Source organism: Streptomyces sp. NPDC002076 (genome assembly GCF_053593835.1).
In genome coordinates this window covers 268,516-281,056 of sequence record NZ_JBSFDI010000001.1, presented here as the reverse complement: position 1 = coordinate 281,056, position 12,541 = coordinate 268,516, and the positions used below count along the sequence as shown (strand labels likewise).

Annotated in this window: 9 protein-coding genes and 1 pseudogene; 1 reads left to right on the top strand and 9 read right to left on the bottom strand. The window is 69.5% G+C overall.

What is annotated here, in order from left to right; translation table 11 throughout:
• Window positions 1–15 precede the first annotated feature (15 nt).
• Entirely contained in the window at window positions 16–705 is a 690-nt protein-coding gene (locus ACWCQS_RS01295) for an ABC transporter ATP-binding protein (protein ID WP_451002556.1), read from the bottom strand.
• Window positions 702–1,226, bottom strand: a complete 525-nt coding sequence (locus ACWCQS_RS01290; RefSeq protein ID WP_451002555.1) for a PadR family transcriptional regulator — start codon at window positions 1,224–1,226, stop codon at window positions 702–704. Before ACWCQS_RS01290 ends, ACWCQS_RS01295 begins: the two co-directional genes overlap by 4 nt.
• Before the next feature lie 333 nt (window positions 1,227–1,559).
• Here ACWCQS_RS01290 and ACWCQS_RS01285 point away from each other — a divergent pair, with 333 nt between their 5' ends.
• Window positions 1,560–3,884 carry a transglycosylase domain-containing protein gene (locus tag ACWCQS_RS01285; RefSeq protein ID WP_451002554.1) on the top strand — a complete coding sequence of 775 codons (2,325 nt, stop codon included), beginning with the start codon at window positions 1,560–1,562 and terminating at the stop codon, window positions 3,882–3,884.
• A gap of 63 nt (window positions 3,885–3,947) precedes the next feature.
• Here ACWCQS_RS01285 and ACWCQS_RS01280 read toward each other — a convergent pair whose 3' ends face one another.
• From ACWCQS_RS01280 to ACWCQS_RS01250, 7 genes and pseudogenes are all read right to left on the bottom strand, one after another.
• On the bottom strand, window positions 3,948–6,098 hold the full coding sequence (locus tag ACWCQS_RS01280) for a SpoIIE family protein phosphatase (protein WP_451002553.1): 2,151 nt from the start codon (window positions 6,096–6,098) through the stop codon (window positions 3,948–3,950).
• A 318-nt stretch (window positions 6,099–6,416) separates the two neighbouring features.
• The gene (gene fomD / locus ACWCQS_RS01275; RefSeq protein ID WP_451003000.1) at window positions 6,417–7,148 is read right to left on the bottom strand and encodes a cytidylyl-2-hydroxypropylphosphonate hydrolase; all 732 of its coding nucleotides are present in this window, start codon (window positions 7,146–7,148) and stop codon (window positions 6,417–6,419) included.
• Between the two features lie 78 nt (window positions 7,149–7,226).
• Window positions 7,227–8,618, bottom strand: a complete 1,392-nt coding sequence (locus ACWCQS_RS01270) for a class II fumarate hydratase (RefSeq protein WP_451002552.1) — start codon at window positions 8,616–8,618, stop codon at window positions 7,227–7,229.
• Window positions 8,619–9,036: 418 nt separating this feature from the next.
• On the bottom strand, window positions 9,037–9,885 hold the full coding sequence (locus ACWCQS_RS01265; protein WP_451002551.1) for a helix-turn-helix domain-containing protein: 849 nt from the start codon (window positions 9,883–9,885) through the stop codon (window positions 9,037–9,039).
• 15 nt (window positions 9,886–9,900) lie between these two features.
• Window positions 9,901–10,425: a DUF6879 family protein gene (locus ACWCQS_RS01260; protein WP_451002550.1), complete on the bottom strand. Its 525-nt coding sequence runs from the start codon at window positions 10,423–10,425 to the stop codon at window positions 9,901–9,903.
• A pseudogene (locus ACWCQS_RS01255) lies at window positions 10,397–10,640 on the bottom strand (hypothetical protein). The gene ACWCQS_RS01260 and the pseudogene ACWCQS_RS01255 overlap by 29 nt, the downstream one beginning before the upstream one ends.
• Before the next feature lie 185 nt (window positions 10,641–10,825).
• Window positions 10,826–12,499 carry a fumarate hydratase gene (locus tag ACWCQS_RS01250; RefSeq protein ID WP_451002549.1) on the bottom strand — a complete coding sequence of 558 codons (1,674 nt, stop codon included), beginning with the start codon at window positions 12,497–12,499 and terminating at the stop codon, window positions 10,826–10,828.
• Between the last annotated feature and the right edge of the window lie 42 nt (window positions 12,500–12,541).

Genomic DNA, 12,541 nt, shown 5'->3' with positions numbered 1-12,541 from the left:
GTGACGGGCGGGCATTCATATGGCCCGCTCCATGTCGCGGGACTTGCCGTCGCGTACCACGATCTCGCGGTCGGAGTAGGCGGCCACCCGGGGCTCGTGCGTGACCAGCACGACGGCCGCGTTGGTGGTGCGGGCCGCGTCGGTCAGCAACTCCATCACGCGCTCGCCGTTGAGGGAGTCCAGCGCGCCGGTCGGCTCGTCGGCGAACACCACCCGGGGACCGGTGACCAGCGCCCGCGCCACCGCGACGCGCTGCCCCTGGCCGCCGGAGACCTCGCCGGGCCGCTTGGCCTTGAGGTCGTCCACCTCAAGGCGTTCCATCCAGGCGAGCGCGGCCTTCTCGGCCTGCTTGCGGGAGGTGCCGCTCAGCCTCAGCGGCAGCGCCACGTTCTCCACACAGGTCAGCTCGGGCACCAGCTGGCCGAACTGGAAGACGAACCCGAACTCGGACCGCCGCAGCGCGCTGCGTTCGGCGTCGCTCATGCCGGCCAGTTCGCGGCCGTTGTAGACGATGGACCCGGAGTCGGGCGGCACGATGCCGGCGAGGCAGTGCAGCAGGGTCGACTTGCCGGAGCCGGAGGGGCCCATGACGGCGACGACCTCGCCGGGGTGGATGGAGAACTCGGCGCCGTCGAGCGCGACCGTGGGGCCGTAGGCCTTGCGCAGGTTCTCGGCGGTGAGCAGGGAGCCGGCGGGAGCGGTCACTTGGCCACCTCCGCACGGAGCTTGTCGAGGCGCGCGGCGGTCAGCTCCAGCCAGCGCAGGTCGGCCTCCAGGTGGAACAGCGCGTGATCGCAGATCAGCTGGTCCGCGAGGTCGCCCTTGCGCTTGCGGTCGGTGAGGATCCGCATGCTGCGCAGGTGCTCGGCGCGCTGGGTGTCGAGGATGACGGCGGCGTCGCGGTGGGTGAGGAGGGCGAGGACGACCTTGGTGTACAGGGTCGACTGCAGATACTCCTCCGGCTTCTCCGGGGTGCCGAGCCAGCGCTCGACGTCCGTGATGCCGGCGTCGGTGATGGCGTACCGCTTGCGCTCGGGGCCGCCGCCGGCCTCGATCCCGTCGACCTCCACGAGGCCGTGTTTCAGCAGCCGGGACATCGTGGAGTAGACCTGGCCGTAGTGCAGTGGCCGGTCGTGACCGAACTTCTCGTCGAAGGCCCGCTTCAGGTCGTAGCCGTGCCGCGGGCCGGACTCCAGGAGTCCCAGGAGAGTGTGACCGATGGACATGTCAAGCACTCTACACATGGTGTATACGCCGTATGTATACGCGCAGTGTGGAGATCATGGCGCGCTGTACGGCGACGCAGGTGGGAGCCGATTGTCACGGTTCCGAAACAGCGGGCCTGCGCTGCGTGGCATCGGCGCGGCGCTGATGCCGTGGTCACTTTTGCGTGCGGGAAGCAACCCCATGACCGCCAGATCCGTCGGTTCCCTTGGAGCAGGTGCTGATTGTCACGTCCGTAAAAGTGCGGATCGGACGTCCTTTGTCATATAGACGGGTGTTAGCTTTCGGAGCTGACCCCGAGGTGGAACCCGAGACGGAAGCGAGCGAAGGAACCCATGGGACGAGCGGAAGAGAGACGAGCGCGACAGCGCGGTGGCCACCGCGCGGCGCCCAGGCGCCGCCGCTCCGGTCCCACGGCGGGTGCACCGGCCGGCGCCAAGCCGCCCAAGGGCCGCATACGCCGGCTCTTCACCTGGAAGAAGATCCTCGGCACGTTCTTCGGGACGTGCCTGCTCGCGATCGCGGCCTTCATCGGGCTGTACATGTACGTCGACATCCCGGCGGGCAACGCCGACGCCCAGCTTCAGAGCAACATCTACAAGTACAGCGACGGCACGATGCTCGCCCGCACCGGCCAGCTCAACCGGGAGAGCGTCGACCTCTCCGAAGTCCCCAAGGACGTCCAGCGCACCTTCGTCGCGGCCGAGAACAAGACCTTCTACCACGACGCCGGCGTCGACCTGCGGGGCACCGCCCGCGGTGTGCTCAACACCCTCATGGGGCGCGGCACGCAGGGCGGTTCCACGATCACCCAGCAGTACGTCAAGAACTACTACCTGGACCAGAACCAGACCGTCTCGCGCAAGCTGAAGGAACTGGTCATCTCCCTGAAGCTGGACCGCCAGAAGTCCAAGGACTACATCCTCGCGGGCTACATCAACACCAGCTACTACGGCCGCGGCGCCTACGGCATCCAGGCCGCGGCACAGGCGTACTACCACAAGGACGCCAAGAACCTCACGGTCCAGGAGGGCGCCTACCTCGCCGCGCTGCTCCAGGCGCCGAACCAGTACGACTGGGCCATCGCGAGCGACACTGGCAAGAGGCTGGCCGTGGCCCGCTGGAACTACGTCCTGGACAACATGGTCAAGCAGCACTGGCTGGACGCGGGCAAGCGCCAGACCCTGAAGTTCCCGGTACCGAAGGCGCCCAAGGCGGCGCCCGGTATGAAGGGGCAGACCGGCTACCTGGTGGACGCGGCCAACGCGGCGCTGGAGAAGCAGCTGGTCGCCCAGGGCAGGGCCAACTCCCTCGGTGACGCCGAGGCGTTGGTGAAGAAGGGCGGCTGGACCATCACGCTCAACATCGACCCGAAGAAACAGCGCGAGCTGGAGCAGTCCGTCAAGGAGCAGCTGACCAGCAAGCTGGATGCGAAGAAGCGCTCCGTCGACGGCAACGTCCAGCCCGGCGCCGTGTCCGTCGACACGAAGACGGGCAAGGTCCTCGCCATGTACGGCGGTGAGGACTACTTCAAGCACTTCACCAACAACGCGACCCGCCGCGACTACCAGCCCGCCTCCACCTTCAAGCCGGTGATCCTGGCCGCCGCTCTGGCCGAGGGCGCCCAGACGCAGGACGGCCAGCCCATCACGGCGAACACGATCTACGACGGCACCAGCGGCCGCCAGGTCGTGGACCACGGCAGCAAGGTCGGCTTCGGCCCGCCGAACGAGGACGACCACGACTACGGCCCCATCACCGTCCAGAAGGCCATGAACCAGTCCGTCAACTCCGTCTTCGCACAGATGGGCGTCGACGTGGGCATGAAAAACGTGATGGCCGTGGCCGGCAAGCTCGGTATGGACACCAAGGGCATGGATCCGGTCCCCGCACAGACGCTGGGCTCCATGGGCGCGAGCCCGCTGGAGATGGCCGGCATCTACGCGACCCTCGACAACCACGGCCGGAAGGTCACCCCGGCGATCATCAAGTCGGCCGACCACAAGGACAACAGCGTCACCCTGCCGGATCCGATCGGCGACCAGGTGATCCCCCGCGAGGCCGCCGACACGGTCACCTCGGTGCTCACCGGCGTGGTCGACGACGGTACGGCCAGTGGGTCCGTGGCGCAGAACCCGCTGCGCGACGGCCAGCAGGTCGCCGGCAAGACGGGTACCTCCGACAACAACAAGTCCGCCTGGTTCACCGGCTACACGCCCGGCCTCGTCACCTCGGTCGGCCTGTTCGGCGAGGACGCCAAGACCCATGCACAGGTCCCGCTGACGGGCGCCACGGGCCTCATCACCACGGGCGGCGGCCGCATCAACGGTGGTAGCTACCCGGCGAAGATCTGGGCCGCGTACACCTTCGGGGCGATGGGCGGCGTCAGCAAGTTCGACCTGGAGACCACCCAGGGCGCGGCCGTCCAGCCGTCGCAGACGTCCTCCCCGCCGCCGACCCAGTCGTCCTCGCCGCCGCCGAGCCAGTCCTCCTCGCCGCCGCCGAGCCACTCGGCGTCGTCTCCGCCGCCGAGTCACTCGACGTCCTCGCCGCCGCCGAGCCAGTCGTCCTCGCCGCCGCCGACCACGTCGTCGCCGCCGCCGTCCGGACCCTCGGACGGCGCCACCCCGCAGGACCCGCTCGGCGTCGGCGGACAGTAGGGGCAACCCACGCGAAGGGCGCCCGGCAGCAGCCGGGCGCCCTTCGCGCAGGTAGCGGGGCTCTCAGCCCCGGTTCAGCTCGAACCACACCACCTTGCCGGTGCTCAGCCGGGTCGCACCCCAGCGCCGGGCCAGCTTGTTGACCAGGTACAGGCCGCGCCCGCCCTCGTCCGTGGCCCGGGCCTGCCGAAGGCGCGGCAGCTGCGGCACGTCGTCGCCGACCTCGCAGCGCAGCACGTCCGTGCGCAGCAGCCGCAGCGTCACCGGCCGCGACGCGTACCGTACGGCGTTCGTCACGACCTCGCTGACCAGCAGCTCCACCGAGTCCGACAGGTCCTCCAGGTCCCAGCGGGCGAGCGCGCGCCGGGCCAGCCGGCGGGCCTGGCCGGGGGCCGTCTCCTCCGGCTCCAGCTTCCAGTACGCCACGTCGCTCGGCGCGATCCCGTCGAAGCGGGCCGCGAGCAAGGCGATGTCGTCGTCCCGGTCGCCCGGCCCGAGCATGTCCAGCACCTCGTCGCACAGCGCTTCCAGCGGCGGCGGATGGTCCGGGCCGGTCAACTGGGCGGTCGCGGCCAGCTTTTCCCGCAACTGCTCTATGCCGGTCCACACGTCCCGCAGCCGGGACTCCACCAGCCCGTCGGTGTAGAGGAGCAGCGTGGCCCCGGCGGGCGCGTCCAGCTCCACGGCCTCGAAGTCGACCCCGCCGACGCCGATCGGCGCGCCCGGCGGCACCCGCAGCACCTCGGCCCGGCCGCCCAGGTGCAGCAGCACGGGCGGCGGATGGCCGGCGTTGGCGATGGTGATGCGGTGCGTCACCGGGTCGTAGACGGCGTACAGGCAGGTCGCCATGCGGTCCGTGCCGAGCCGCTGCGCCTGCTCGTCCAGGTGGTGCAGCACCTCCTGCGGCGGCAGATCGAGCCCGGCCAGGGTCTGCGCGGTCGTCCGCAGCTGGCCCATGATCGCCGCCGAGGTCATGGAGTGCCCCATGACGTCACCGACCACGAGCGCGACCCGGCTGCCGGGCAGCGGGATCGCGTCGTACCAGTCGCCGCCGACCCGCGCGGTCTCCGCGGCCGGCAGATACCGCGAGGCCAGCCGCACACCCGTCGGCCGGGGCAGGGTCTCCGGCAGCATGGTGCGCTGCAGCTCGTCGGCGATGTACGCCTCCCGGCCGTACAGCACCGCCTTGTCGATGCCGAGCGCGCTGTGCGTGGCCAGCTGGGCCGCCACCAGCAGATCGTCGCCCTCGAAGGCGAGCCGGTCCGGGCGGCGCAGGAACAGGGCCGCGCCGATCACCCGGCGTCGGCCGCGCAGCGGTGCGAGGATCGCGTGCTGCCCGGACGGTACGACCGTCTCGGCGCACTCGCCGAGCAGCTCGGGCAGCGCGGCCCGGGCGGCGGGCGCGTCGGCGAACACCGGCCGCACCCCGCGCAGCACCTCGTTCAGCGCGCCGCCGGGGCGCACCTCGCACAGCTCGGTGGTGAGCGACGACAGCTCGGCCAGCGCGCTCGGCTCCGGCTCGGGTTCGAAGGCGGGCAGCAGCACACCGTCGGTGTCCCGGTCCTCCGGTATCCGGTCGGTACGGCGCAGCCGCAGCACCACCGGACCGATGGGCCGCTCGTCGCCGACCGGCAGCGGGTCGCGCAGATAGACCAGGATCGCGTCCGAGAAGGTCGGCACGGTCGCCCGGCACAGGCCCATCACGATCTCGTCCAGGTCCAGTCCGCGGGCGATCCGCCGGGTGGCCGCACCCACGAACCTCAGCCGGTCGCCGTCGCGCCGCATCGGCATCGGCCGGCCCGGCGGCAGGCCGCGCCCGGTACGGCGCTCCTGACCGCCCGGGGCACGCTCCGCCGTCCGCTCCTGCTCGGCGCCGGGCTGCGGCGGAATGGCCTCCGGCGCGGAGCGCGGCGGAATGGCCTCCGGGGCGGGTCGCGGGCGGTGTGCACCGGGTTCGGTGGTGGCGGGCTGGGAGTGCTCGGGGCCGTTGACTGGGGGCTCCTTCCCCTTGCCGACCGGGGGCTGAATCCCCTTGCCGTCCTTTCCCTTGCCACAGGGCGTGGCCGTGCCCGGTCCGGAGGACGCTCCCTCGGCCCGGGCCTGTGCCGGTAAGGCGGGGGTCGCGGCGGGCTTCGGGGTACGCAGGAGCGCCCCGCGGCCCTCCGCGGGGTCGGCGCCCTGGGGGCGCTCGAAGGAGGTGGGCTGCTCCGTCACGCGTGTCGCATCCATCCGTACGGCACTGCGCGCCGGGCGCGCAGTTGCTCCCGCAGAAGTCCCGATACCCGCAATACGTGCCCCAGGAACGGAATTCCCGCGTGGTCAGAGATGGTTCCTGTGCCCTGGTGCCCCTCGCTCACGTATTGCCGCCCCTCGGTGACGATCGGTCAAGCCCGGCGTGTGCTCCGGAAGTTGCACTTGTGCTCCCACCCGCCACCCGACCACCACCCTCAACGACAGCGCCGTGCACCGACTCTGATTATCTGTTTGCGGAGGACGATCCTACGTTTCTTGCCCGGGGGCGCATCAAGGGTCTCATGAGGACACGTGCGCGGGCGTACGGTCCCAGTCCTCGGGGAGAGAAGGTACCGCCCAGGACGGATCCGGGCGCCAGTGCTGCCAGCCGTCCGAGAACGGCGCCCCCCAGGCCTCGATCACCTCGACCGCGTCCCGCCCGGCCGCCCGGACCGATTCGGCGGTCCGCGCGTCCATCAGCCCGTCCCGCTGGGCCTGCGCGAACTCGTCCTCGTCGCGCCAGTGCCAGCTGCGGTCGGGGTGCACGGAGATGTCCAGGAAGTAGTCCTCGGAGTCCACCCCGCCCACCCAACGGGCCAGGGGCTGCTCCAGGTTGACGTACCAGTTCTTGAACCGCCAGCCCGGCTCCCAGAACAGCCACACCGACCAGGGCCGGCCGGGCTGGGCCAGCTTCAGCACACCCGTGCCGAACCAGCGGTCCCGCTGCACCGAGCGCGGCTTGGTGTAGCGGGACTGAAGCGGCTCCAGATGCACGGGCGTGCCGTCGGCGAGGACCGGCTTCACACACTCGGTGCCGGGGGCCATCCACACGGCGAGCAGTTCGGCGTCGTCGCGTACGACGGTGACGGGCCGGGCGATGTGGATGTGCGCGCCGGCGTTCTCCCGGTAGCGCCACAGGATCTGGGTGCCCGGGGTCCAGTGCGTCACGGGTCGTGTGTCCGCCGTGCGCGCCGAGTGCGCCGTGTCCGCCGTGTCCACGTGTGTCGTCGCTCCGTCGTCCGTCATGGACAGATATTAGGTGCCGTGGGCATACGACGCTGCGGTGCACATCACGGTTCCGCGCAGGTGGCCGGAAACGTCCGCCGGTGGTTACGGGTGGGTCATCCGCAGGACGTCCAGTGCCTCGTCGAGTTGTTCCAGGGTCAGGTCGCCGCGCTCGACGTACCCGCTCTCCAGGACGACTTCCCGGATCGTCTTCCGCTCGGCGAGGGACCTCTTGGCGACCTTCGCGGCCTCCTCGTAGCCGATGTACTTGTTCAGCGGGGTGACGACGGACGGAGACGACTCCGCGTACTCCCGGGTCCGCTCCCGGTCGGCGGTGATGCCGTCGATCGTCCGGTCGGCCAGCAGCCGCGAGACATTGGCGAGCAGCCGGATGGATTCGAGCACGTTCTTGGCGATGACCGGCAGCATGACGTTCAGCTCGAAGTTCCCGGCGGCGCCGGCGGTGGCGATGGTCGCGTCGTTGCCGATGACCTGCGCGGCCACCATGAGGACGGCTTCGGGGATCACCGGGTTGACCTTGCCCGGCATGATGGACGAGCCCGGCTGGAGGTCGGGCAGCCGGATCTCGGCGAGCCCGGTGCGCGGCCCGGACGCCATCCACCGCAGATCGTTGGCGATCTTCGTCAGCCCGACCGCGATGGTCCTGAGCTGCCCGCTGGTCTCCACGATCCCGTCCCGGGCGCCCTGCGCCTCGAAGTGGTCCCGGGCCTCGGTCAGCGGCAGCCCGGTGACCCGGGCGACCTCCTGGATGACGGCGGCGGAGAACCCGGGCGGGGTGTTGATGCCGGTGCCGACGGCGGTGCCGCCCAGGGGGAGTTCGGCGAGCCGGGGCAGGGAGGCGCGCAGCCGCTCGACGCCGTGGCGAACCTGGGTGGCGTATCCGCCGAATTCCTGACCGAGCGTCACGGGGGTGGCGTCCATGAGGTGGGTCCGGCCGGACTTCACGACGTCGGCGAACTCCTCGGACTTGCGGCTCAGGGAGGCGGCGAGGTGGTCGAGGGCGGGGATCAGGTCGCGGGTGACGGCGGCGGTGGCGGCGATGTGGATGGAGGAGGGGAAGACGTCGTTGGAGGACTGGGAGGCGTTGACGTGGTCGTTCGGGTGCACGTCACGGCCCAGCCGCTCGGTCGCGAGGGTGGCGATGACCTCGTTGGTGTTCATGTTGGACGAGGTGCCGGAACCGGTCTGGAAGACGTCGATGGGGAAGTGCTCGTCCCACTTTCCCTCGGCGACCTCGGCTGCCGCCTCCTGGACCGCCTCGGCGATCTCCTTGTCGAGCACACCGACCCGCGCGTTCACCTTGGCGGCGGCGCCCTTGATGCGCGCGAGGGCTTCGATGTGCGCGCGTTCGATGCGCTGGCCGGAGATGGGGAAGTTCTCGACGGCACGTTGCGTCTGGGCCCGCCACTTCGCGGCGGCGGGTACGCGGACCTCGCCCATGGAGTCGTGCTCGATGCGGTAGTCGCTGTCGCTCATGGCGGTTATAGCGACCGGGGACGCAGGGTTGTTCCCGGTCGTTACCCTGAGTGAGGGACCGGGTGCCCACTTCGCGGCCCCGACCGGCCCCGACCCCGAGGCAAGGGGCGGCTCCGACAGTCACTTGGAGCCGCCGGGCAACGGGCACAGGCCTTACGCCGGCCCGGGATCTGGCAGGCGCGAACGTCCCACTCCCGAGTGCGGGGGAGTGTCCGCCCCTTCGGCCGTCGTTCCCAACGGGTCGTCCGGGTCGTGGAACACCCGAAGCCTGCCGTCGCTGCCGAACAAGTCGAACGCCTCGGACAGCCGGGCTCTTGCGTCGCTCGCCATGATCGCTCGCCCCTCCTCTGGTCGTGCAGACCACGCTAGGAACGGGCCATGCCGGGGCTCTACGAAGTTCTACGAAATTGCACGCGGATTAGCCGAGCGCCTCGATTGCCTTCGTGATCAAGGTTCGGGCCGACCCTCCGTAGACCGCCGCTTCAGACAGCCGTTCGAACGCTCGCGTGTACTGCTCGATCTCCGATGGCGCTGTGACATTCACAGCGGCAGTCAGTAGCTCTACCTGAGCTTGCGCGCTGTCATAGATCGAGAACGTCTCGAGCGGCCACATGTGCCGCGAGGCAGTGAACGGCACCACTCCGAGTGAAACCGCCGGCAGGGACATGATCGACAGAAGATGGCCCAGTTGCCCGGCCACGACTTCGGCGTCACCAATGCGGTACCGCAAAACGGCTTCTTCAACGAGGATGGCGAATCGATGATCTCCTTCACGCAGGACCCGCGCCCGATCCATGCGGGCGGCCACAGCATCCGTGACGTCATTGGGCGTCTGCCGGAAGTCGGTGATCTCAGTCAGCAGCGCGGTTGCGTATGCGGGGGTCTGGAGCAGGCCGGGCACCACGTTGGAGCAGTAGATCCGGAAGGTTCGGGTGCGCTCGAAGAGTGGGACGTACGACTCCTGGAGTCGGCGTAGCCCGGTGCGCTGGAGCCGTCGCCACTCGACGTACATCGACTCCGCCGAGCGAGACGCGGCGATCAGGTCGGCGGCTTGATCGTCGGCTCCACAGATGCGGCACCAATCGCGAATGTCGGCGTCTGAGGGGGGCGTTACGGCATTCTCCAGCCGACTCGCCTTGGAGGGATGCCAGCCGGCCTGTACGGCCACTTCGCGGGCCTTCAGGCCAGCGTCTAGGCGGATATCCCGAAGGCGTGCTGCAAGCGCCTCACGGGCCGCCTGGACGCTGGACGAAGGGGAACGGGCCATTGGTGCTGTGCGTTCTCAGATCCTGTAGCGGTCGTGCGGAATAGCCCGGTCCCAGACGGCTTCGAACGCCGAGGCGCACAGCTTGACCACCTCGGCGCGGTCGTCCACTTCGTCGCCGAGGTAGACACCTTCACCGGAGAAGTAGCCGAACCTCACCAGACGGTCGTCGAAGCACCAGAAGTCATTGCCGGGGAGTGCCAGATCCGATGCGTTCCGCCGGGGAAGCCAACGAATCTGCTCACCAGCGGCGATGTTGGTGAACGTGCCGTCGTGGAGGTACCGGGTGTACTCGCTCACCGGCTCGGAGACGATCCGGGCGCGGCGGATCACGACGCCACGGGAAACGGCCTCGGACACCATGTCGAGCCAGGGACGCCACCAGGACTCCCGGTCGCTCGGGTCCGGCCGGTGACCGGCCTTCCACGCTGCCACGCGCGGGGCCTCGTCGGGGTCGTCGTAGAAGTCGCGCATCTCCAGATGCACGGCCGAACGCTGGCAGTTCGCCAGCAGCTCACTGAACGGTGGGGCCGTCTGCGGCATCACAAGCCTCCCTGATGGCGGCGACCATGCGCTTGGGCAGCCGGACGACCGTCTCACTGTCGGGGATGGGGCCGGTCTTCAGGCACTCGGCGCGCGTCGCCTCGTCCACCGTCCAACCCTGCAAACACGATCTCTTGCTTCTCCTCGTCGACCCAGACCGTGGGGCAGTTCGCCCCGTCCGTGTTCGGGTCCTTGGCGATGAACCGTAGCGACACAGCAGCCTCCCGGGCTATGCGGATTGCACGGACTTCTACGCACGGACCCTCCCGATGCTGTCGTGCTGGCGTCAAGGGTGCGCTTTAAGCCACGGGAGCGGGGGGCTCATATTGCCACCCACCCCACGGACAGCAGCAGACCCCCCGGCCACGCCGAGGGGTCTGTGAGGCGCTTACGGGATGGCTCAGACCAGGCCAGGACCCCGCACCGGGATGCTGGTGAACGTCGGCTGCTCAGGTTCCCGCGAAGTGAAGAAGTCGTTGCCCTTGTCGTCCACGACGATGAACGCCGGGAAGTCCTCGACCTCGATCTTCCAGACCGCCTCCATGCCCAGCTCCTCGTACTCCAGGACCTCCACCTTCTTGATGCAGTCCTGGGCGAGACGGGCGGCCGGGCCGCCGATCGAGCCGAGGTAGAAGCCGCCATGGGCGTTGCACGCGTCGGTGACCTGCTTCGACCGGTTGCCCTTCGCCAGCATCACCTTGGAGCCGCCCGCCGCCTGGAACTGCTCCACGTAGGAGTCCATGCGGCCGGCCGTCGTCGGGCCGAACGAGCCGGAGGCGTAGCCCTCGGGGGTCTTCGCCGGGCCCGCGTAGTACACCGGGTGGTCCTTCAGGTACTGCGGCATCTCCTCACCCGCGTCCAGCCGCTCCTTGATCTTGGCGTGCGCGATGTCACGGGCGACGACCAGCGGCCCGGTGAGGGACAGTCGGGTCTTGACCGGGTACTTGGTCAGCTCGGCGAGGATCGTGTCCATCGGCTGGTTCAGGTCGATCTCGACCACGTCCGACGACTCGTCCAGGTGCTCGTCCGTCGTCTCCGGCAGGAAGCGCGCCGGGTCGGTCTCCAGCTGCTCCAGGAAGACGCCCTCGGCGGTGATCTTCGCCACGGCCTGGCGGTCGGCCGAGCAGGAGACCGCGATGGCGACCGGGCAGGATGCGCCGTGGCGCGGCAGGCGGACGACGCGGACGTCGTGGCAGAAGTACTTGCCGCCGAACTGCGCGCCGATGCCGATCTTCTGCGTCAGCTCGAAGACCTTCTCCTCGAGGTCCTTGTCGCGGAAGCCGTGGCCGAGCTCCGAGCCCTCCGCCGGGATCTCGTCCAGGTAGTGCGCGGAGGCGTACTTCGCGGTCTTCAGCGCGTACTCGGCGCTGGTGCCGCCGACGACGATCGCCAGGTGGTACGGCGGGCAGGCGGCCGTACCGAGCGAACGGATCTTCTCCTCCAGGAACTTCATCATGGAGGACTCGTTCAGGACCGCCTTCGTCTCCTGGTAGAGGAAGGACTTGTTGGCGCTGCCGCCGCCCTTCGCCATGAACAGGAACTTGTAGGCGCCGCCGTCGGTGGCGTACAGCTCGATCTGGGCCGGCAGGTTGGAGCCGGTGTTCTTCTCCTCCCACATGGTGAGCGGAGCCATCTGCGAGTAGCGCAGGTTGAGCTTGGTGTAGGCGTCGTAGATGCCGTGGGAGAGGTGCCTCTCGTCCTCGCCGGCCGTCAGCACGTTCTGCCCGCGCTTGCCCATGACGATCGCCGTGCCGGTGTCCTGGCACATCGGGAGCACGCCGGCCGCCGCGATGTTCGCGTTCTTCAGCAGGTCCAGGGCGACGAACTTGTCGTTGCTGGACGCCTCCGGGTCGTCGATGATCCGGCGCAGCTGGGCGAGGTGGGCGGGGCGGAGGTAGTGCTGGATGTCGTGGATGGCCTCCTCGGCCAGCTTGCGCAGCGCCTCCGGCTCCACCTTGAGGAACGTCCGCCCGTCCGGGCCCTCGACGGTGGAGACGCCCTCGGACGTCACCAGCCGGTACGGGGTGGTGTCCTCTCCCTGGGGGAGCAGATCGGTGTACGCGAACTCAGGCATCTCAGCCCATTCCTCACTCTGACGGACGGCGCCCGCCGACGC